We start from the raw sequence: 20570 nt of genomic DNA, 5'->3' as shown, positions 1-20570 counted from the left end.
GCATCAAGGGCGGCCGAGCCGATTCTTGTTCTAATCTCTTCACGCATGGCTGTTTATCGTAGTCATGTGTTGCAACACCGCCTGCCCTACGGAAAGAAACAGACGATGTCCGCCCCCAATAGCCTTTTCACCGAAACCCTGATGCTGCTCGGAGGCGCCGTCGTCACGGCGCCGATTTTCAAGAAACTGGGGCTGGGCACAGTGCTTGGCTATCTGGCAGCCGGCGTGGTGATCGGCCCGATCCTGCACGGCATTGGCGACAGCGAAGCCGTGCTCGCCGTCGCGGAGCTGGGTGTCGTCTTCCTGTTGTTCATCATCGGCCTCGAACTGAAGCCGTCTCGGCTTTGGCAGATGCGGCGCGATATTTTCGGTCTCGGCTCCGCGCAGGTGATCCTCAGCGGACTGGCGCTGACGCTCGCCGCCTATCTCGCCAATATTGCCGGCTGGCAGGGCAGCATCATCATCGGCTTCGGCCTCGCCCTCTCCTCTACCGCCTTCGCGATGCAGATCCTGGAACAGCAGGGCGACGTCAATACGAAGTACGGCCAGCGCTCCTTCTCCATGCTGCTGCTGCAGGATCTGGCGATCGTGCCGCTTCTTGCGCTCGTCACCGTTCTCGACGGGTCGAAGGAGGCCACCAATCCCCTGCCTGACCTGGCGGTCGCCGTCGGCGCGGTGGCGGCGATGATCATCGCCGGTCGCTATCTGCTGACGCCGCTGTTCCAGGTGATCGCCCGCACCGGCGCGCGCGAGGCGATGATTGCCGCTGCCCTCCTGGTGGTCATGGGATCGGCGACCTTGATGCAGCTTGCCGGCCTCTCGATGGCAATGGGCGCTTTTCTCTCCGGCGTGATGCTGGCCGAATCCTCCTACCGTCACGAGCTGGAGGCGGATATCGAGCCCTTCCGCGGCGTGTTGCTCGCCATTTTCTTCATCGCCGTGGGCCTGTCGCTGAAACTCGACGTGATCGTCGACAACTGGGTGCTGATCCTGCTTGCCGTTCCCGTCGTCATGATCGTCAAGGCAATCGTGATTTACGCGCTCTGCCGTGTGGCCGGCTCGCCGCATAACGACGCCGTCCGCATCGCCGGTCTGCTGCCGCAAGGCGGCGAATTCGGCTTCGTGCTGTTCAGCGCGGCCAGCGCCAGCGGCGGCCTCTTCTCGGCCAGCACCGCATCGATGCTGATCGCCATCGTCACCTTGTCCATGGCACTGACGCCGCTCAGCGCGGCGCTTTCGAAACGCCTGATAACGGCGGACACGCAGGAGGAACTGGACGAGGATTTCGAGGGCGCCGGTTCCGATGTGCTGATGATCGGTTTTTCGCGTTTCGGCCAGATCGCCGCGCAGATCCTGCTCGCCAGCGGCCGGGACGTCACCGTCATCGACTTTTCCGCCGATCGTATCCGCCAGGCGTCGAGCTTCGGTTTCCGCATCTATTTCGGCGACGGCACCCGCAAGGAGGTGCTGCGCTCCGCCGGCATCGATCGCGCCAAGATCGTCGTCGTCAGCACGCATCTGCGCGAGGTTACCGACAAGATCGTCGAGCTCGTCCAGACGGACTATCCGCATGCGAGCCTCTTCGTTCGCTCCTATGACCGCATTCATTCGATCGAACTGCGTCACAAGGGCGTGGATTACGAGCTGCGCGAGACGTTGGAATCCGGTCTGCTCTTCGGCCGCCGCACGCTGGAGGCCCTCGGCGTCAGCGAAGCCGAGGCCTATGAGATCGGCGAGGATATCCGCAAGCGCGACGAGCAACGGCTCGTGCTGCAGGTGAGCGAGGGGCTGCAGGCGGGTACCGACATGCTCTATTCACGTCCTGTCAAGCCGGAACCGCTGGTCAAGCCGAAGCGCGCGGCCGAAGCGTATAGCGACGCTGACGATCTCGTGGCGCTGCCGCAGGAGGAGCCGGAGCGGGCTTAGTATCTTTTGACAGGATGTTGGTTCGGAATAGCGCCTAATTCTTCGCTGTTATCACCCGGTCGAGGGCGAATTTCAGCTCGTCCTTGACGCCGGCTGACATCGCGAGAATCTCGCGCGCCTTCAGGAAGTCAAGCACACCGGTGCGGCCGACAGCCGGCCGCAGGAAGATTTGCGGTGCCTGCAGGCGCAGTTTCAAGGCGATGTTGGACTGCATGGTCAGCTGGCCGGCACCGAACAGGCTTTCGATGCGGTTCGGAATATGCCTGCCATTGCCTTCCGGGCCGCCGACGACGTCGATGCCGATGATGATATCGGCAAGCCCGGCCAGATGCTCATAGGGAACGGGGTTCATGATGCCGCCGTCGATCATCACCCGTTCGCCGAGTTTGACCGGCATGAAAACGGCAGGGATAGCAGCGGATGCGGCGAGCACCGGAAAAAGTTCGCCCTTTTCGATCACCACCTCGGCCTGCTCGTAATAATCCGTCGTCACCACTTTCAGCGGTATGTGCAAATCCGCAAAATTCTCAGGAAAGGTCGTCGGCAGGAAAGTGCGCAGGATGCGTTCCAGATTGAACTGACCGAAGCGGATGCTGCGCATGTTTACCGGCCGCAAACTCCAGATCTTGTTGAGCACGGCGGGGCGATTGCCGACCGTTGCAAGGGTATGATCGCGGATTTCGGCGCCGCTCATGCCGACCGCCATGGCAGCGCCCATGATCGAGCCGATGGAAGCCCCGGCGATCGCAACGGGGCGAATGCCGAGTTCGTCCAGCGCCTCGATGATATGGATGTGGGCGAGACCCCGCGCGCCGCCACAGCCGAAGGCAACCGCCACGCTCGGCGTGCTGGAGACAGCAAGCGTATAGTCGCTGCCGACGAAATCAGCGTAGTCGCCCATCTTTCTCTCCTTCCGCCGTCAGGCCGCCTGTGGCTGATAACGGAAGAAATGCATCTTGCTGTCGCCGAAGGTCCGCTCCTCCAGAAACAGGAAATCCGACGGGACGGCAATCGTCACGTCTGCCCGCTCTTCGAGGATAGCCAGGGCGCCCGGCACGAGCCAGCCGCCAGCTGCGGCGGCCGCAAAGGCCTTCTCGCCCATCCCCTTGCCATAGGGTGGATCGGCGAAGAGAAGATCGAAAGGTTCGAGGTTACCGACGCTGCCGAGATCCGTCGCATCGCGCCTCAGCATGCGCGTGCGGCCGTGCAGGCCAAGCGCATCGATATTTTCCCAGAGCAAACCACGGCCCTCGACACTGCTTTCGACGAAAAGCACATGGCGGCAGCCACGGGATGCCGCTTCCAGCCCGACTGCGCCGGTGCCGGCGAAAATATCCATCATCCGCGTGCCGTCGATGGCTTCGGGATAGGCGTGGCTCAGAATATTGAACAGGCTCTCGCGCGTGCGATCCGCCGTCGGACGAATATCGTTCGACTTCGGCGTTGCAAGAGAGCGACCGCGAAACTCACCGCCGACGATCCTCACCGCGCGTCAACCCTTTCCGCCCTTGGGGCCGCCCCTACCAGGGCCGCCACGGCTCGGGCCGCTGCGACTTGGGCCGCTGCGACTTGGGCCACCGGACGGACGGCCCGCGCCGCCGGGCTTGCCTGAGAAACCGCGCGAACCGCCAGGCTTTCCAGCCGGCTTGCCGCCGAAGGATTTGCCGCCGCCCGGCTTTTTGCCGAAGGGCTTGCCGGCCGGCCGGTCACCGAAAGAACGTTCGCCCTGCGGGCGATCACCAGCGGGTCGGTCGCCACGCGGCGGACGATCCCCAAATGGGCGATCGCCGCGAGGACGTTCGGAACGCTGCTCGCCATCGAACGATCTTGCGCGCGGACGTTCCTCGCCCTCGGCGCGGGGCCGGCGGTCGTCACGGGGACGGTCGCTGAATGGCCTATCGCCACGGGGCTTGTCACCATAAGGGCGAGCACCGCGCGGCTTATCGCCAAAGGGACGGTCGCCACGCGGCGGGCGATCCCCGACCGGGCGCTCACTACGGGGACGCTCGGAGCGGGCTTCGCCCTGGAAAGATTTCGCGCGGGGACGGTCACTACCCTCCGGCCGCGAGCCACGTTCGCCGCGGGGACGATCGCTGAACGTCCGCTCGCCACGGGGCTTGTCGCCAAAGGGACGGTCACCACGGGGCTTATCGCCGAAAGGACGGTCGCCACGGGGGCGATCTGAGCGCTTGCGATCGGAGCCTTCGTCATCGCCGCGCGACTTGCGCGGTGCTTCCTCGCTCGAACGGATCCATTCACCATCCGCCTCGTCGACGCGATTGACACGAACGCGGGGGCCTTCGTCCGGACGGTCGAAACCGCTGCGTTGCGGACGCTCGGGTTCGCCGCGCTTGGCGGCGGTTCTGGTATTCTTGGCAGCTTTCGCGGCAGCCTTTTCGCCGAGCGGACGGGCACCGGGCGCCATCCAGACATTGGCGCTGCGGCGCGACCCGAGCGGCTGGCGCTTCGGGCGGTCATCCTCCTTGCGGCCGCCTTCGCGGCGTCCCTCGTCGCGACGATCGTCGCGCTTAGTGTCGAGGCGGCTCAAGGCGCGCTCGCGCTTGTCCTCGGGACGCTCGCGGTCACGCCTCGGGCGCTCTTCCTTTGCGGCGTGTGCTGCCGGCTTAGCCTCGGCCTCGTCCTCGCCGGCAACCGCTGGGGCATTGTAGAGCGGCGCATCGAAATTCGCCTTGGCGTCTTCGACCAGACGCGGGCCGAGCTGATCGCGCAGCGTGCGGCCGCGCACTTCCAATACGCGACCCTCCGGCAGATCGCCAAGCTGGAACGGGCCGTAGGAAATGCGGATCAGACGGTTGACCTCGAGGCCGAGCGCGCCGAGCACGTTCTTGATTTCGCGGTTCTTGCCTTCGCGCAGGCCCATGGTGATCCAGACGTTGGATCCTTGCGTGCGGTCGAGCGTCGCCTCGATCGAGCCGTAGAGCACGCCGTCGACGGCAATGCCTTCCTTCAGCTTGTCGAGCGCGTCCTGATCGATCTCACCATGGGCGCGCACGCGGTAGCGACGCAGCCAGCCGGTGGTCGGCAGTTCCAGCACGCGGGCAAGCCCGCCGTCGTTGGTCAACAGCAGCAGGCCTTCGGTGTTGATGTCGAGACGGCCGATCGACATGACGCGTGGCAGTTCTTCGGGCAGGTTGTCGAAGACGGTCGGGCGCCCTTCCGGATCGGCATTGGTGGTCACCAGTCCGGCCGGCTTATGGTAGAGCCACATGCGCGTGCGCTCGATGCCGCGGATCGGCATGCCGTCCACTTCGATCTTGTCCGTGAGGGTCACGTTGACGACCGGCGTATCCAGCAGCACGCCGTTCAGCCTGACGCGGCCGTCCATGATCATGCGCTCGATGTCGCGGCGCGAGGCCACGCCGGCGCGCGCCATCACCTTGGAAATGCGTTCCGCCTTTCCGTCTCCGGCTACTGTCTCATCCGTAGCGCGGGCTACCGCGGCCTTTATCGGCTTCGCGCCATCGCGTTTTATCGTCTGCTTGTCGCCAGCAAAGGGTTTAGACCCAGGCCGCTTGGGCTTGTCATTCATTGTCATTTGTTGTTTGCCTGAATTTTTAAGGCGTGTTCCTATCAGGTCGCGCCCTTGCGGTTAAGTGGAAAATCTTGAATGGCGGCTACAAATCAATTCATGGAGCTTGCGCTGGCCGAAGCGCGCAGCGCCGGCGAACGTGGCGAAGTGCCGATCGGCGCTGTCCTCGTGCTTGACAACCGGGTTGTCGCCAAGGCCGGCAATCGTACCCGCGAGCTCAACGACGTCACCGCACATGCTGAAATCGTCGCCATCCGCCTGGCCTGCGAGGACCTGGGGCAAGAGCGTCTTGCAGGCGCCGATCTGTACGTCACGTTGGAGCCTTGCACCATGTGCGCCGCTGCGATTTCGTTTGCGCGCATCCGCCGCCTCTATTACGGCGCCGAGGATCAGAAGGGAGGCGGCGTCGACAATGGCGTACGCTTTTACCATCAGCCGACCTGCCATCACGCGCCGGAAGTCTACTCCGGTATCGGGGAAACAATATCTGCCGAGATCCTCAGAGGCTTCTTTCAACCGAAACGCTCCGAAGGCTGAAAAGCGGCGGCTTACAGCGCCGCGCGGCGCTGCAACACTTTAAAATACTGCATAATTTTCCATTAAATCGATTCCGATTTAGAGAATTATGCAGGACGGCCGCCCTGTGAACTGCTTATTGGAAGGGCTTCCACCAACTGCTGTTGTTGGTCTGCTGTGCGGCTTCGGCGTCCTTCTTGCGCTGCTTTTCCTTCTTCGACTCGGGCGTACCGACATCGTTGAGGGCAGTCGGATCGGAAACCTGACGATATTGCTGCGGCGGGTCGATCAGGTAGCGGCGCTGGTCGATATAGGTGCCGGCCTGATCCTGACGCGCGGCGCGATAGGCCGCCGTCTGCTGTGCTTCGGTCATGCGGTTTTTGGTACTGTCGGCCTGAGCCAGCGGCGAACGATAATTGACGTCGTTCTTTTTCTGGTCTGCTTCATCGGCAAGACGCTTGCGTGCGTCTTCAGGCGATTCCAGCCAGGCCGGATTGTCCTTGCTTGCCAGCGACTGCTGCGGCTGAGTCAGGTTGGCCTTGTCCTTGTCGGGAGGAACGACCAGACCGGGGCGGTTCGGATATTTCACGCCCTTGTCCTTCGGCGTCGCGGCCGAAATGGAAGCGATATCGCCAAGATCGTCCAGAAGCTGCACACCTGCCGTCTTGTCGGTGCCGTAAGTCGGGCTGCTGAGGCAGCCAGACATCACGCCGCAGCCAATCACAAGTGCCGCCAAGCTGACGCCGACACGAACGCTATGCATCGCTCTCATGAAAACCCTTCCCAGCCATGCCGGAACAAAATGTAGCAGAACCCCATTCAACGGCAACTGCCGTAAAAATCAGGCCATTTTCAGGCAGCTTTTACCGGATGAACGCCGCAAAGGCAATTCACCCGGCAATTTTCTTCAGTTGACAGCCATCAATTCGCGCAGGGCCGCGGCGTCACGCGCCGAGACATCCGGGTATTGCGGATCGGAGCCGACATCGGTGGTGATGCGCCAGGAGCGCGCGCATTTGCGGCCTTCGGCAAGCTTCGGCACGACGCTGACCTTGGCGGCATCATCGAGACGGAAAGCATCCGCCGGGCCTTCACCACTCTCGATCGTGATGCCCGAAGTGATGCAGATTTCCGAGAAATCCTGTCCTTCAAGCACCTTCAGCAGCTCCGGATCGGCGACATAGACGATCGGGGCAGCTTCCAGCGATGAGCCGATACGCTTGTCCTTGCGCTCGATTTCCAGCGCGCCGGTGACGACGCTGCGCACGGCACGGATCTTCTTCCACTTCTCGGCCAGGGCCTCGTTCTTCCATTCGACTGGTACGGCGACGAACTGTTCGAGATGGACTGATACCGCCGACGGATTGCGCGACAACCACGCCTCTTCCGTCGTGAACGGCAGCATCGGCGCCAGCCACGTCACCATGCAATCGAAGGTCGTGCGGATGACGGCGAGCGACGCGCGGCGGCGCAGGCTCGACGGCGCGTCGCAATAGAGCGCATCCTTGCGAACATCGAAGTAGAAGGCCGAGAGCTCGACATTCGCGAAATCGATGAGGGCGCGGGCAATGCGCTTGAAGTCGAAGGCGTCGTAGCTTTCGCGCACCAGCTCGTCGAGCTCGGCGAGGCGATGCAGCATCAGCCGCTCCAGCTCCGGCATGTCGGCGTAAGCGATCGCCTCGCCCGTGTCGTGCGCCAGGGTGCCGAGCATCCAGCGGATGGTGTTGCGCAGCTTGCGATAGGCATCAACATTGGTCTGGATGATGGCCTTGCCGAGACGCTGATCCTCCCAATAGTCCGTTGTCATGACCCAGAGGCGCAGGATATCGGCGCCCGCGTCCTTCATCACATCCTGCGGGGCGACGACGTTGCCGAGCGACTTCGACTGCTTGCGGCCCTGCTCGTCCATGGTGAAGCCATGCGTGACCACCGTGTCATAAGGCGCGCGGCCACGCGTCGCGGCACTTTCGAGCAGCGACGAATGGAACCAGCCGCGATGCTGGTCCGAGCCTTCGAGGTAGACGTCCGCCGGCCACTTGAGGTCCGGACGATCTTCCAGCGTGAACGTATGGGTCGAGCCCGAGTCGAACCAGACATCGAGGATATCCATGACCTGCGTCCAGGGCTCGTTGGCCTTCTCGCCGAGGAAGCGCTCGCGGGCGCCGTCTGCGAACCAGGCGTCAGCCCCCTCGCCTTCGAAGGCTTCGAGGATGCGGGCATTCACGCCGTCATCCTGCAGGATGTTGCCCTGCTCGTCGACGAAGATGCAGATCGGTACGCCCCAGGCGCGCTGACGCGACAGAACCCAGTCCGGGCGCTGCTCGATCATGGCGCGCAGACGGTTCTGGCCGGCAGCAGGCACGAAGCGGGTATCGTCGATCGCCTTCAGCGCGCGCGAACGCAGCGTGGAGCCGTCCGCGAAGTCCTTGTCCATGTAGACGAACCATTGCGGTGTGTTGCGGAAGATCACCGGCTTCTTCGAGCGCCAGGAATGCGGATAGGAATGCTTCAGCCGTCCGCGCGCGAAGAGCGTGTTCGTCTCGATCAATGCCTTGATAACGAGATCGTTGGCATTGCCCTTCTTGCCGTTGTCGTCCATGACGCGGCCGCCTTCGAAGCCGGGGGCATCCGCAGTATAGAAGCCGGCGTCATCGACGGGGAACGGGATGGTGGACGAGATGCCGCGCGCTTCGAGCGCACGCGCATGTCCCGTCCACGCGTCGAAGTCCTCGCGGCCGTGGCTGGGTGCGGTATGCACGAAGCCGGTGCCCGCATCGTCGGTCACGTGATCGCCGTCCAGCAACGGCACCTTGAAGCCGTAGCCGAGCGAAGCCAGCGGATGCGCGCAGGTGAGCGCTGCCAGATCGTCTGCGGTGACATCGTTCAGGCGCTTGTATTGTAGCTTTGCCTTGGCGAAGGATTCCTCGGCAAGCTTGTCGGCAAAGACCAGCTTCTCGCCAGGGCGCGGACCAAAATCATTGGCGGCTTCCGTCACTTCGTAGAGACCATAGGAAACGCGCTGGGAATAGGCGATCGCACGGTTGCCGGGGATCGTCCAGGGCGTCGTCGTCCAGATGACGACAAAGGTCCCGGCAAGCTCGGCCGGGCCTTCAACGACCGGGAACTTCACCCAGATCGTATCACTCTCGACATCCGCATATTCGACTTCGGCTTCCGCCAGCGCCGTGCGCTCGACCACCGACCACATGATCGGCTTGGAGCCACGATAAAGCTGCCCGCTGCGGGCGATCTTCAAGAGCTCACCGGCGATACGGGATTCCGCATGGAAATTCATGGTCAGATAAGGATTATCGAAATCGCCAACGATGCCGAGGCGCTTGAACTCCTCGGCCTGGATCTTGATCCAGCCGGCGGCAAAATCACGGCATTCCTGGCGAAACTCGTTCACCGGAACCTCGTCCTTGTTCTTGCCCTTCTCGCGGTATTTTTCCTCGATCTTCCACTCGATCGGCAGGCCGTGGCAGTCCCAGCCGGGAACGTAGTTGCTGTCATAGCCGCGCATCTGGAACGAGCGGGTGATGACATCCTTCAGGATCTTGTTGAGGGCATGGCCGATATGGATGTGGCCATTGGCGTAGGGCGGACCGTCATGCAGCACGAACTTGTCGCGGCCGGCGGCGGAGGCGCGCAGCTTTTTGTAGAGATCCATGTCCTGCCAGCGGCTTACCAGCTCCGGCTCCTTCTGCGGCAGTCCAGCGCGCATCGGGAAATCGGTTTCCGGCAGGTAAAGGGTCTTGGAATAATCCATCTTTTCAGCGGTATCGGTCATAGTTCTGACAATTGCCTCGGTGTCTCGGGCGTCTTGCGCCAAACAGGCGCAGCCATATGGGGATTTTTCGGCGGCGGAAAGCGCCTCGGGAACGGGCGCCAAGAACCCGGACCTCCCGGCAGCTTAAAGCGCGCGGAAGGCCGGGCCAATAATTCGTATCGATAGGCTCAGCCGAAATTGGGTCATGATCGCCGGTTCATAGGCGTTTTTTCCAAGGAAAGGAAGAGGAAACAGTGCCGGCAACGCACAGAAAGGCCGCGGACGTTTCCGCCCGCGGCCGATAGGATATTGCTTCGATCAGGCGTGTGCCGTCGCCCGCGCCGGCATGACCGCATTGAGGATCACCGACACAACGATGTTTGCTGCCAGCGCCAGCAGCCCCGTATAGACGGTGAAGCTTGCGTCTCCGAGCGTGACTATGTGCAGCGGCTTCCAGCCGGCATCCCACACGAGGTAGGTGCCGCCGAAGAAGCCGACGAACCAGCCGGCAAGCAGAGCCGGCGCCCGGAACCACTTGGTATAGAGGCCGAAGACCAGGGCCGGCAGCGTCTGCAATATCCAGATGCCGCCCAAGAGCTGCAGATCGAGCGCGAATTGCGTCGGCAGGAAAATGATGACGAGAAGCGCACCGACCTTGACGACGAGCGAGGTCATCTTGGCGACCTTTGCCTCGCCGGCATCGGAAACCTGCGGATCGACATAGGCCTTCCAGAAGTTGCGGGTGAAGAGGTTGGCGGCACCAATGCTCATCACGGCGGCGGGAACCAGCGCACCGATGGCGATGGCCGCAAAGGCAAAGCCGGCAAACCAGCTCGAGAACAGCGACTGGAACAGCGCCGGAACGACATCATTGGGGCTATCCAGCTTCAGATGTGCCGCGTGGCCCATATAGCCGAGCAGGGCCAACAGGCCGAGCAGCAGCGTATAGGCCGGCAGCAACACCGCATTCTTGCGGATGGTATTGCCGCTGTTGGAAGCGAAGATGCCGGTCAGCGTGTGCGGATACATGAAGGCCGCGAGCGCCGAGCCGAGCGCCAGCGTCGCATAGGCGACATACTGGTTGCCGCCGAGCAGCAGGCTGCCTGCCCCCTTGGCCTGGAAGTCCGCATCCGCGGCGGCAAAGACATTGGCGTAACCGCCGAGTTTCGCCGGAATGAGCGCGATGGCGGCAATGACAACGATGTAGATCATGATGTCCTTGACGAAGGCGATCAGCGCCGGCGCGCGAAGACCAGCCGAATAGGTGTAGAGCGCCAGGATGATGAAGGCGACGGCGAGCGGCAGTTCGCCGTGAAGCCCGAGGGCCTTGAACACTGCCGTCATGCCGACGAGCTGCAAGGCGATATAGGGCATGGTGGCGATGACGCCGGTGAGCGCGACCGCCAATTCGAGCGCCCGCGAGCCGTATTGGCCGTGCACGACATCGCCCGCAGTGACGTAGCCGTGATCCTTTGCCCGCCTCCAGAGAAGCGGCATCACCATGAAGACGAAAGGATAGACGACGATGGTATAGGGCAGCGCGAAAAACCCGTAGGCGCCGACCGTGTAGACCAGGGCCGGGACGGCGATCACGGTATAGGCCGTGTAGAAGTCGCCGCCGACGAGAAACCAGGTAATCCACGTGCCGAAGGTGCGGCCGCCAAGGCCCCATTCGTCAATATGGGCAAGGGTCTTCGGCCGGCGCCAGCGCGCGGCGACAAAGCCCATGACGGTCACGAGCGCCAAGAAGAAGATGAAGACGGCGAGTGCGGTCGGATCGATCTCAGTCGTCATGGCGCATGCTCCGATAGGCGATCCACGTCAGGACAGCGGTGATCGGCACCCAGGCCAGCTGATACCAATAGAAGAAGGGGAAACCGAGCAAGACCGGATCATGGCTGTTGTAGAAGGGGACCCAGAGCAAGCCGATATAGGGAATGACGAGCAGCCAGCAGGCCGCCGTTCCAAAGCGTTTATCCATTCGAATACCTTTCGGAGACTGGCGCACCGACTCACGCCTCATCGCCGATAAGGATTAACGCATATGAAGGTTGGCTCAAGGCAAAAAAATGCTGCGGTGCGGCACGCTTCGCCCAGCCAACCCCTTGCATGATATCAGGAAAAGGCGATGCAACGATCGATTTCGCCAAGCGGTCGGACGCCGGCGAGCAGCGCCCTCGCCTCGTCCTCGTCCTTCCTGATCTGCGCGACTAGCGCATCCAGGCCGTCGAACTTCAGTTCGGGGCGGAGATAGCCGAAGAAGGAAACCGAACAGATCTGGCCGTAGAGGTCGCCGCTGAAATCGAAGACATAGGTCTCGAGCAGCGGCGCGCCGTTGTCGGTGACCGTCGGACGGCGGCCGTAGCTCGCAACCGCGTCGCGGATGACGCCGTCCGCTGCACGGAACCGCACGGCGTAGATACCGGCCTTCAGCGATATTTCCGGCGGAAGCTGCATATTGGCTGTGGGGAAACCGAGCGTGCGACCGAGCTTCTCGCCGCCGATGACAGGCGCTTCGACGGTATAGCGGTATCCGAGCATGCAGGCGACCTGGCCCACGTCTCCCTCGGCCAACAGCGTGCGGATGCGGCTCGAGGAGATGACCTCGGTATTCTCGTCGCGAAAGGCGTCGATAAGCGTCACGCCGAAACCATTGTGGCTGCCGGCGTTCATCAGGAAGGCGGGGCCGCCCTGACGGTCGTGGCCGAAATGGAAATCGAAGCCGGTGACGACTTCCGAGGCGTGCAGCCAGTCGATGAGGATCGAATGGACGAATTCATCCGCCGAGCGCTGCGAAAAGGTACGATCGAACGGGTATTCGATGACGGCGTTGAAGCCGAGGGCTTCCAACAAGCGCGCCTTCAGCGGTGCCGGCGTCAGGCGGAAGACCGGCCGATCCGGCTTGAACACGGTGCGGGGATGCGGCTCGAAGGTCAGCACCAGAGCTGGAACACCCCGCTCCCTGGCGATCTCCAGCGCCCGATCGAGGACCGACTGATGACCGCGATGCACACCGTCAAAATTGCCGATGGCGATGACCCCGCCCTTGAGATCGTCGGGAAGCGGGTCGCGGGTCTCGTTGCGATGGAAAACGGTCATCGTCTGCCACTCCGGTCAAGCAAGGCGCGGCATCCACCACTTCGGCAAGGCCTGCTCGCGCGCCAGGAAGGCGCCGAGGGCTGCTTCGTCGGTGTGACCGTCGACGACGTATTCGCGGGCGTGGATGCCATGGCTGATGTAAAGAAGATCGAGGCCGTAATCGAGCGCGCCGCGCACGTCGGTCGGCATGCCGTCGCCGATGGCGACGACGCGCGACAGCGGGAATTCGCTTCGCACCTCGCGGGCTGCCGCAATCGCGGCTTCGTAGATCGGCTGATGCGGCTTGCCGGCGATCCGCGTCTGCCCGCCGAGCCGCTCGTAATAGGCGGCCATGGCGCCGGCGCACGGGATCATCCGGTGGCCGCGCTCGACCACGAGGTCTGGATTGGCGCAGATGAGCGGCACCTTGCGGGCAGACCAGGCCGTCAGCATGTCGGTATAATCGTCAGGCGTTTCGGTCTCGTCGTCGAAGAAGCCGGTGCAGACGATGCTTTCGGCTTCGCCCGCCTCGACACGCTGCACGTCGAGCCCTTCGAGGATGCCGATGTCACGCTCCGGCCCCAGCAGGAACACTTTTTTCGGACCCTCGGCGATCAGGCTGCGGGTGACATCGCCCGATGTGACGATGCGGTCATAGGCACTGTCGGGAACACCGATCACGCGCAGCTGCTCGACCACCCTCGGAGCGACGCGCGGGGAATTGGTGATGAGCACGACGGTCAGACCCTGGCTGCGGGCCGCTTCCAGCGCGATGGACGCTTCCTTGTAACCGGAGACGCCGTTATGCAGCACGCCCCACACATCGCAGAGCGCAACATCATAAAGTCCGCCGATCTCGCGAAAGCTTCCGATACGTTTGCCCATGCGGTCCTCGCGTCAAATAAATCACGGGCTGACATCGCAAACCGGCCGGCAAATTACAAGAGCGATACGCAGGTTTTTGCGCCGCACAGGGCTCAAGCGGCAAGCCGGAGCAAGGAACCCGCCACGGCGGAAACGCCGAGCACGGTGGCAACACCGGCGCGCTGACGGAAAACCAGGACGGCCGCGAGGACGAAGAGCAACAGCGCCGAAATATCAAGGGTGCCCCAATTCGGCCACGCGATACCAGCGATCGGTACATTGGCGAAATCGCCGCCGTCAATCCTGACGGGGTGACTGAACAGCACCAGCCGATCGACATTCGCAAACAGCACATGCAGCCCGAACCAAACCGAAAGGTTGGTCATAACGCCGACGATGGCCGCCGTGATGGCGGCAAGCGCGCCCGAAAGACCCGCATGGCCGCGCAATTTTTCGATGTAAGGCGCACCGGCGAAGATGAAGAGGAAGCTCGGCGCAAATGTCGCCCAGGCCGCGAGGCTCGCTCCGAGAAAGCCGCCAAACAGAGGATCGAAGCCGAAGGGATTGCGAAATCCCGCCATGAAGCCGACGAAGCACAAAACCAATACGAGGGGCCCAGGAGTCGTCTCGGCAAGTGCGAGACCATCCAGCATTTCGCCCGGCTTCAGCCAGGCATAATGCTGTACCGCCGTCTGCGCGACATAAGCCAGAACAGCATAGGCGCCGCCGAAGGTGACGATCGCCATGCGTGAGAAAAAGGAGAAAATGGCGCCGAATACGCTTGTTTCACCGCTGAGCGCCTCGGAGACGACATCCTGTGGACCGTGGAGAGCATGCACCAACAACAGTGGCGCCTGCCAGATCAATACCCAAAGCAGGATCGTCAGGACGGACGCCTTCGCTTGAGCGCCTCCGAGCCATCCGAAGCGGCTGGTTGGCGCCGGCAGGCGCGGCAATCGTGGTCGCCACTGTTCGTCACGCCAGGCTCGATAGAGGACCCGCCCATATCCGGTAAGGCCGGCCAGCAGCACGACCATGGGAAAGGGCAGATCGAAGATGAAGAGAAGGACGAAGCTGGCAATCGCCATCGCCACATGGAAGCGGCTCTTGAGGGCACGGCCGCTCAGCCGCATCAGCGCCTGCAACACGATCGCCAGCACGCCCGCCTTGATGCCGAAGAAGATCATGGCAAGCAGGCTGGTGTCATGGAAAATGGCGTAGAAAGCCGAAAGCGCCAGAATGACGACAAAGCCCGGCAGGATGAACAGCAGACCGGCAATCAAACCGCCGCGCCAACCATGCAGAAGCCAGCCGATGTAAGTCGCAAGCTGCTGTGCCTCCGGGCCTGGCAAGAGCATGCAGTAGCTCAAGGCGTGCAGGAAGCGCTCCTCATCGACCCAACGCCCCTCGTCGACGATCAGGCGATGCATGAGGGCGATCTGCCCGGCCGGGCCGCCAAAGCTCAAGGCGCCGATGCGCGCCCACACGCGTGTGGCTTCGCTGAGGGACGGGCTCGCAGCCAGATCGTCAGCCAAAACGGTTTCGCTCACGATCTTCTTGCTCCATGCGATACCCAATCATGCTTTTCCTGGGTCGCGTCTCGCGACCAGCGATAAAGCGCGTCATAACACAACATGCCTGCATCCAACTGTTCGATATCGTCAGTAAACATGCGCGACAGGCCGAGCGAAACGGCAAGCAAGCCAGCCGCCTGCGGTTCAAGATCGAGCCGGTTGGTATCGGCGCCCCTGATGATGCGGGAAAGATGGTGAAGTGCCGGGAGGTCGAGCTGGAATTCTTTTACCATGGTATCGAAAGTGCATTCCTCCTCGCGGTGGCTCCAGAATACCCCCTCCACATCGAAGGGTGTCGCGCCGAAGCGTTCGGCGACGCCGTCAACTTCCTGAGCCGTCACGAAGAGAAACGAAGCGCCGGGATCAACGAAGCGGCGGATCAGCCAGGGACATGCGATACGATCGATCTTCGGCCGGGCGCGGGTTACCCACACAGTTGCACCGGACGCGTTGGCATCGGGCAGGATCGAATCCGGGATCAACGGCAATCCTGCCGCCCGCCAGGCGTCGAGACCGCCATCGAGGATTTCCGCCGCGGCACCAGCCAGCCGCAGCCAGGCGGCGACGCCTTCGCTGAGCTTGCCGCCGTGCTGACAGAGGCAAACGACATTCCGGTTGCGAAATTCGGCGGCCCAAGCCTGAACATCCTTGTAATCCCGGCGGCGCGAGGCCGGCACCAGACAGGGATCGGCGTCGAAATCCTCGGCGCTGCGAACGTCGAGTATCGCGGGCGCTTTCGGCGTACCCAGCAGACGAAGAAGCTTTTCGGGGGTGATGGCGCTGAACGAAGTCATGTTACGTCCCTTCCAAAAGAGATGGACGCGAAACTCCGGCATGACGCCTCGTGGGGTATCCGCAAACCCCATGCCCAGGATTTTCCGGCAAAACCGGCAGCAAGTCAATGAAGAGCGGTTTGAAAAAATTCACGGGCACGTTCTTGACTCGTTTGCTAGCCACCCCTAAATCACCGTCGCTAGCACTCGCCAATGCTGAGTGCTAACGCAGCCCATACGGATCCCCCGCTGATCCGTGAATGTCATTTGATCGAGGGATTAGACAATGGCAAGCACCAATTTCCGCCCCCTTCATGACCGCGTCGTCGTTCGTCGCGTCGAGTCCGAAGCAAAGACCAAGGGTGGTATCATCATTCCCGATACCGCCAAGGAAAAGCCGCAGGAAGGCGAAATCGTCGCCGTCGGCTCCGGCGTTCGCGATGACTCCGGCAAGATCGTCCCGCTCGACGTCAAGGCCGGCGACCGCATCCTGTTCGGCAAGTGGTCGGGCACCGAAGTCAAGCTTGACGGCGAAGACCTTCTCATCATGAAGGAAGCCGACATCATGGGCATCATCGGCTGATCCAGCCGGTTTCCCCTTTTCCGATACAGCTGACGGGCCATAAACCCGGACAATGCGAATTCAGGAGTTTTTAGACATGGCAGCTAAAGAAGTAAAATTCGGCCGCAGCGCCCGCGAAAAGATGCTTCGTGGCGTCGATATTCTCGCCGACGCAGTCAAGGTAACGCTCGGCCCGAAGGGTCGTAACGTCGTTATCGACAAGTCCTTCGGCGCTCCGCGCATCACCAAGGACGGCGTCACGGTCGCCAAGGAAATCGAACTCGAAGACAAGTTCGAAAACATGGGCGCCCAGATGGTCCGCGAAGTTGCTTCGAAGACCAACGACATCGCAGGCGACGGCACGACGACTGCAACCGTTCTCGCCCAGGCCATCGTTCGCGAAGGCGCCAAGGCAGTTGCAGCCGGCATGAACCCGATGGACCTGAAGCGCGGTATCGATCTCGCCGTTTCAGAAGTCGTCAAGGATCTCCAGGCCAAGGCCAAGAAGATCAACACGTCGGAAGAAGTCGCACAGGTCGGCACGATCTCGGCAAACGGCGAAAAGCAGATCGGTCTCGATATTGCTGAAGCCATGCAGAAGGTCGGCAACGAAGGCGTCATCACGGTTGAAGAAGCCAAGACCGCCGAAACCGAACTCGAAGTCGTCGAAGGCATGCAGTTCGACCGTGGCTACCTCAGCCCCTACTTCGTGACCAACCCGGAAAAGATGATCGCCGATCTCGAAGACGCGTTCATCCTGCTGCACGAGAAGAAGCTCTCGAACCTGCAGGCCATGCTCCCGGTTCTCGAAGCCGTCGTTCAGACCGGCAAGCCGCTCCTCATCATCGCTGAAGACGTCGAAGGCGAAGCTCTTGCAACGCTCGTCGTCAACAAGCTGCGTGGCGGTCTGAAGATCGCTGCCGTCAAGGCTCCTGGCTTCGGCGATCGCCGCAAGGCCATGCTTGAAGACATCGCCATCCTCACGGGCGGCACTGTCATCTCCGAAGACCTCGGCATCAAGCTCGAGTCGGTCACCCTCGACATGCTCGGCCGTTCCAAGAAGGTTTCGATCTCCAAGGAAAACACCACGATCGTCGACGGCGCCGGCCAGAAGTCCGACATCGAAGGCCGCGTTGCCCAGATCAAGGCTCAGATCGAAGAAACCTCTTCCGATTACGACCGCGAAAAGCTGCAGGAACGTCTTGCCAAGCTCGCTGGCGGCGTTGCCGTGATCCGCGTTGGCGGCTCGACGGAAGTTGAAGTGAAGGAAAAGAAGGACCGCATCGACGACGCTCTCAACGCGACGCGCGCTGCTGTTCAGGAAGGCATCGTACCGGGCGGTGGTATCGCTCTCCTGCGTTCCTCCACGAAGATCACCGCCAAGGGTGAGAACCAGGATCAGGAAGCCGGCGTCAACATCATTCGTCGTGCGCTGCAGGCGTTGGTTCGCCAGATCGCTGAAAACGCTGGTGACGAAGCTTCGATCGTTGTCGGCAAGGTTCTCGACAAGAACGAAGACAACTACGGCTACAACGCTCAGACATCTGAATATGGCGACATGATCGCCATGGGCATCGTCGACCCGGTCAAGGTTGTCCGCACGGCTCTGCAGAACGCAGCTTCTGTTGCTTCGCTGCTGATCACCACCGAAGCCATGATCGCCGAACTGCCGAAGAAGGACGCTCCGGCTATGCCTGGCGGCATGGGCGGCATGGGTGGAATGGACATGATGTGATAGGGCTTTAGCCTTATTATGACTGTTCAATCCGGCATCCGGAATTGACGAAGGGCGGCCCTCGGGTCGCCCTTTTCATTTGTGCCGAAACAGTCTCGATGCAAGTTCGGCAAGTTTCATGGCCATGCAAATTTACGCAAACTGCCCCATTGCCGTTTTCAAAAAAGTCCCTATAAATCCCAGCGCAGCGATTTTAGAGGGTAAGCTGCAATGCACACAAATTTTACTTATTTTCGGCACGATTAATCAGCGCCTGCGTACAATCATGACATCATGGAATGATGGCGTCCGGATTTATTACTTGAAATGACTTCATAGACGGGATCGACAACCCGAAAAGCATGGCGAAAGACGGAATCAGCGGAGATGCGGCTCTGCTTTTCCTGAAGGCGCGACATGCGGGGGAGACGTTCCATCCGAAGATGGACGGAATTCGAATGAAGCGCGCTCGGGGGACCATGCGCTCAAGTGAGGATCATATTGTTCAAGATTGCCAAGGCCAATTTTTCCGCACCCTTTGCTCCCGGCTCGCTGGAATTCGAGGGGCATGATCCCGATCTTCTGGCGCAGTTTTGTGTTTCCGAAGGTTGGACGGGCGACCTGTCGAGCGGCATCATCCGGCTCGGTCAGTGGAGCACCATGCTGCACGGGCTGAGCTCCTCGGAATGCGGTCTCTTGAGCCTGATGCATTGCTATGATGCGCATGATCGCATCCGCATCCTCGATATTTTCGAGCAAGGGGCTACCGCTGCATCCTGCTTCTGCTACTCAACGACGATCCTTGGTACCGGCGGTCATCGCCAGCCAATCTTCTGCGTCGGCGAATCCATCGCCGCCGACGGAAAACATGCCGGCAGCCTGGTCGGCGTCTTCCTGTTTCCGCGCTTCAAGCTGGAGCCGGGCAGCCAGCTGGCCATCCGGCAGTAGAAGCCACTGTCGATGATGGTCAGGTGAATTCACCATCGTCGCCCTTGCGTGCCCGCCCCTCACCCCAACCCTCTCCCCGCAAGCAGGGAAAGGGAGTCTCGTCCTCTAAAATCGGCACCTTCATTGCTGAGTGAGATCCCGCCGCAAACGCGGGACCGACCCCCTCGCCCCGTCTACGGCAGGGGAATCGCATATGAGATGAGATCGTCGCCGCACAACCCCTTCTCCCCTCGGGGAAAAGGGGCTTACGGCACTGGCATGCCCCATAAGCAATTGCCCTGCCGTCTACGGGGAGCGTGCTGGCGTGAGAGGCCAGGCACATAGACGCCGACAAAGACGGACCTGACCGACCTGCTCCCGAAGAGATCGGAGCCAATCAATCCCGCTTTGGAATGTTCAACCCGCGCTGGCTCGCCGGACGTGCAAGAGCGCGCTCCAGCCAGCTCATGACCGAGGGGAAGCTCTCGAATTCGAGAACATCCCGGCCGCCATAAAACACATCGACGCCGCGAACCCACGGAAACGTCGTGATGTCGGCAATGGTGTATTCGTCGCCCATGATCCACTGGCGCCCCTTCAGGCGCTCTTCCAGAACCCCTAAAAGACGCTTGGCCTCGTCGCGATAACGTTCGACCGGATAGGGATTGTTGGCGACCTTATCAGCCGCAAACTTGAAGAAGTGGCCGAACTGGCCGAACATCGGACCAATGCCGGCCATCTGGAAGAAGACCCATTCCAACACCTCGTAACGGCCGGCCGCGTCCTTGGGCATAAGCTTGCCGGTCTTCTCGGCGAGATAGACCAGGATCGCACCGGACTCGAACAGGCCGATCGGCTTGCCGTCCGGACCATTGGGATCGATGATCGCGGGAATGCGACCGTTCGGATTCAGCGACACGAATTCCGGCGACTTCTGGTCGTTGGTGCCGAAGGAAACCAGATGAGGCTCATAGGGCAGACCCAGTTCCTCGAGCGCGATCGACACCTTGACGCCATTTGGCGTCGGCAGCGAATAGAGCTGGATGATATCCGGATTACTGGCGGGCCAGCGCTTCGTGATTGGAAAAGACGACAGATCGGCCATGGGGGCTCCTTCCAAGATTATGATTTTGGCGGATGAATTTGCGTCACCATAACCGATACGGAGCCGATGGGAAGAGTGCTGAGCGTCAGCATTGTTCACTGATTGTGAACTAATTGTGCGCAGTTGTTTATCTTTTCAATCTCCCAAAAATCACGAATATCTGTCTTCAGAAATTGTCGCCACCGACCCAACCGCTTTCATTGGAGACTATC

At 61.5% G+C, this 20570-nt stretch carries 18 protein-coding genes; 6 read left to right on the top strand and 12 right to left on the bottom strand.

The annotated features are described in order from the left end of the window. Nucleotides 1–105: 105 nt before the first annotated feature. Entirely contained in the window at nucleotides 106–1926 is a 1821-nt protein-coding gene (locus tag FHT29_RS18595; RefSeq protein WP_047560837.1) for a monovalent cation:proton antiporter-2 (CPA2) family protein, read from the top strand. A 34-nt stretch (nucleotides 1927–1960) separates the two neighbouring features. Here FHT29_RS18595 and FHT29_RS18590 read toward each other — a convergent pair whose 3' ends face one another. From FHT29_RS18590 to FHT29_RS18580, 3 genes are read right to left on the bottom strand one after another with little or no spacing between them, the layout of a single operon-like run. Further along, nucleotides 1961–2827, bottom strand: coding sequence for a patatin-like phospholipase family protein (locus tag FHT29_RS18590; RefSeq protein ID WP_037200832.1), 867 nt, complete (start codon nucleotides 2825–2827; stop codon nucleotides 1961–1963). An 18-nt stretch (nucleotides 2828–2845) separates the two neighbouring features. After that, nucleotides 2846–3412: a 16S rRNA (guanine(966)-N(2))-methyltransferase RsmD gene (rsmD, locus tag FHT29_RS18585; protein WP_047560834.1), complete on the bottom strand. Its 567-nt coding sequence runs from the start codon at nucleotides 3410–3412 to the stop codon at nucleotides 2846–2848. Nucleotides 3413–3418: 6 nt separating this feature from the next. After that, nucleotides 3419–5482, bottom strand: a complete 2064-nt coding sequence (locus tag FHT29_RS18580) for a pseudouridine synthase (protein ID WP_168599997.1) — start codon at nucleotides 5480–5482, stop codon at nucleotides 3419–3421. Nucleotides 5483–5575: 93 nt separating this feature from the next. Here FHT29_RS18580 and FHT29_RS18575 point away from each other — a divergent pair, with 93 nt between their 5' ends. Further along, complete coding sequence (locus FHT29_RS18575; RefSeq protein ID WP_210255497.1) at nucleotides 5576–6013, top strand: nucleoside deaminase; 438 nt, start codon at nucleotides 5576–5578, stop codon at nucleotides 6011–6013. A gap of 115 nt (nucleotides 6014–6128) precedes the next feature. Here the strand turns inward: FHT29_RS18575 and FHT29_RS18570 are convergent, their stop codons facing one another. From FHT29_RS18570 to FHT29_RS18535, 8 genes are all read right to left on the bottom strand, one after another. Further along, nucleotides 6129–6764: a hypothetical protein gene (locus FHT29_RS18570; protein WP_037200826.1), complete on the bottom strand. Its 636-nt coding sequence runs from the start codon at nucleotides 6762–6764 to the stop codon at nucleotides 6129–6131. A 135-nt stretch (nucleotides 6765–6899) separates the two neighbouring features. Beyond that, nucleotides 6900–9782: an isoleucine--tRNA ligase gene (ileS, locus tag FHT29_RS18565; protein WP_168599995.1), complete on the bottom strand. Its 2883-nt coding sequence runs from the start codon at nucleotides 9780–9782 to the stop codon at nucleotides 6900–6902. A 297-nt stretch (nucleotides 9783–10079) separates the two neighbouring features. Further along, the gene (locus FHT29_RS18560; protein WP_092572967.1) at nucleotides 10080–11555 is read right to left on the bottom strand and encodes a sodium:solute symporter family protein; all 1476 of its coding nucleotides are present in this window, start codon (nucleotides 11553–11555) and stop codon (nucleotides 10080–10082) included. Continuing rightward, entirely contained in the window at nucleotides 11545–11742 is a 198-nt protein-coding gene (locus tag FHT29_RS18555; protein WP_034508488.1) for a DUF3311 domain-containing protein, read from the bottom strand. Before FHT29_RS18555 ends, FHT29_RS18560 begins: the two co-directional genes overlap by 11 nt. Nucleotides 11743–11876: 134 nt before the next feature. Next, on the bottom strand, nucleotides 11877–12860 hold the full coding sequence (locus tag FHT29_RS18550; protein ID WP_168599994.1) for a bifunctional riboflavin kinase/FAD synthetase: 984 nt from the start codon (nucleotides 12858–12860) through the stop codon (nucleotides 11877–11879). 15 nt (nucleotides 12861–12875) lie between these two features. Further along, nucleotides 12876–13724: a TIGR01459 family HAD-type hydrolase gene (locus FHT29_RS18545; RefSeq protein ID WP_168599993.1), complete on the bottom strand. Its 849-nt coding sequence runs from the start codon at nucleotides 13722–13724 to the stop codon at nucleotides 12876–12878. 92 nt (nucleotides 13725–13816) lie between these two features. Further along, entirely contained in the window at nucleotides 13817–15253 is a 1437-nt protein-coding gene (gene chrA, locus FHT29_RS18540) for a chromate efflux transporter (RefSeq protein ID WP_168599992.1), read from the bottom strand. Continuing rightward, entirely contained in the window at nucleotides 15250–16071 is an 822-nt protein-coding gene (locus FHT29_RS18535; RefSeq protein WP_168599991.1) for a sulfurtransferase/chromate resistance protein, read from the bottom strand. Before FHT29_RS18535 ends, chrA begins: the two co-directional genes overlap by 4 nt. Nucleotides 16072–16336: 265 nt before the next feature. Between FHT29_RS18535 and groES the strand changes: the two genes are divergently transcribed. From groES to FHT29_RS18515, 4 genes are all read left to right on the top strand, one after another. Continuing rightward, nucleotides 16337–16633, top strand: a complete 297-nt coding sequence (groES, locus tag FHT29_RS18530) for a co-chaperone GroES (RefSeq protein ID WP_034508496.1) — start codon at nucleotides 16337–16339, stop codon at nucleotides 16631–16633. Between the two features lie 76 nt (nucleotides 16634–16709). Further along, nucleotides 16710–18347: a chaperonin GroEL gene (gene groL, locus FHT29_RS18525; protein ID WP_037200815.1), complete on the top strand. Its 1638-nt coding sequence runs from the start codon at nucleotides 16710–16712 to the stop codon at nucleotides 18345–18347. A gap of 118 nt (nucleotides 18348–18465) precedes the next feature. Then, nucleotides 18466–18657: a hypothetical protein gene (locus tag FHT29_RS18520; protein WP_131512195.1), complete on the top strand. Its 192-nt coding sequence runs from the start codon at nucleotides 18466–18468 to the stop codon at nucleotides 18655–18657. 170 nt (nucleotides 18658–18827) lie between these two features. Beyond that, a complete protein-coding gene (locus tag FHT29_RS18515) occupies nucleotides 18828–19274 on the top strand; it encodes a hypothetical protein (RefSeq protein WP_047560914.1) in 447 nt (148 codons plus the stop codon). 376 nt (nucleotides 19275–19650) lie between these two features. Here the strand turns inward: FHT29_RS18515 and FHT29_RS18510 are convergent, their stop codons facing one another. Further along, the gene (locus FHT29_RS18510; protein ID WP_047560810.1) at nucleotides 19651–20358 is read right to left on the bottom strand and encodes a glutathione binding-like protein; all 708 of its coding nucleotides are present in this window, start codon (nucleotides 20356–20358) and stop codon (nucleotides 19651–19653) included. Between the last annotated feature and the right edge of the window lie 212 nt (nucleotides 20359–20570).

It is taken from the genome of Rhizobium sp. SG741 (genome assembly GCF_012275435.1).
Classification (GTDB): domain Bacteria; phylum Pseudomonadota; class Alphaproteobacteria; order Rhizobiales; family Rhizobiaceae; genus Rhizobium; species Rhizobium lusitanum.
Note: the sequence above shows the minus strand (reverse complement) of the source record. Positions and strands in the feature narration are given on the sequence as shown.

Excerpts from the sequence above, each read along its gene's own strand:
- FHT29_RS18595 (WP_047560837.1), top strand. The coding sequence starts at position 106 with ATGTCCGCCCCCAATAGCCTTTTCACCGAAACCCTGATGCTGCTCGGA.
- FHT29_RS18590 (WP_037200832.1), bottom strand. The coding sequence starts at position 2,827 with ATGGGCGACTACGCTGATTTCGTCGGCAGCGACTATACGCTTGCTGTC.
- FHT29_RS18580 (WP_168599997.1), bottom strand. The coding sequence starts at position 5,482 with ATGACAATGAATGACAAGCCCAAGCGGCCTGGGTCTAAACCCTTTGCT.
- FHT29_RS18575 (WP_210255497.1), top strand. The coding sequence starts at position 5,576 with ATGGAGCTTGCGCTGGCCGAAGCGCGCAGCGCCGGCGAACGTGGCGAA.
- FHT29_RS18570 (WP_037200826.1), bottom strand. The coding sequence starts at position 6,764 with ATGAGAGCGATGCATAGCGTTCGTGTCGGCGTCAGCTTGGCGGCACTT.
- ileS (WP_168599995.1), bottom strand. The coding sequence starts at position 9,782 with ATGACCGATACCGCTGAAAAGATGGATTATTCCAAGACCCTTTACCTG.
- FHT29_RS18560 (WP_092572967.1), bottom strand. The coding sequence starts at position 11,555 with ATGACGACTGAGATCGATCCGACCGCACTCGCCGTCTTCATCTTCTTC.
- FHT29_RS18555 (WP_034508488.1), bottom strand. The coding sequence starts at position 11,742 with ATGGATAAACGCTTTGGAACGGCGGCCTGCTGGCTGCTCGTCATTCCC.
- FHT29_RS18550 (WP_168599994.1), bottom strand. The coding sequence starts at position 12,860 with ATGACCGTTTTCCATCGCAACGAGACCCGCGACCCGCTTCCCGACGAT.
- FHT29_RS18545 (WP_168599993.1), bottom strand. The coding sequence starts at position 13,724 with ATGGGCAAACGTATCGGAAGCTTTCGCGAGATCGGCGGACTTTATGAT.
- FHT29_RS18535 (WP_168599991.1), bottom strand. The coding sequence starts at position 16,071 with ATGACTTCGTTCAGCGCCATCACCCCCGAAAAGCTTCTTCGTCTGCTG.
- groES (WP_034508496.1), top strand. The coding sequence starts at position 16,337 with ATGGCAAGCACCAATTTCCGCCCCCTTCATGACCGCGTCGTCGTTCGT.
- groL (WP_037200815.1), top strand. The coding sequence starts at position 16,710 with ATGGCAGCTAAAGAAGTAAAATTCGGCCGCAGCGCCCGCGAAAAGATG.
- FHT29_RS18520 (WP_131512195.1), top strand. The coding sequence starts at position 18,466 with ATGGCCATGCAAATTTACGCAAACTGCCCCATTGCCGTTTTCAAAAAA.
- FHT29_RS18510 (WP_047560810.1), bottom strand. The coding sequence starts at position 20,358 with ATGGCCGATCTGTCGTCTTTTCCAATCACGAAGCGCTGGCCCGCCAGT.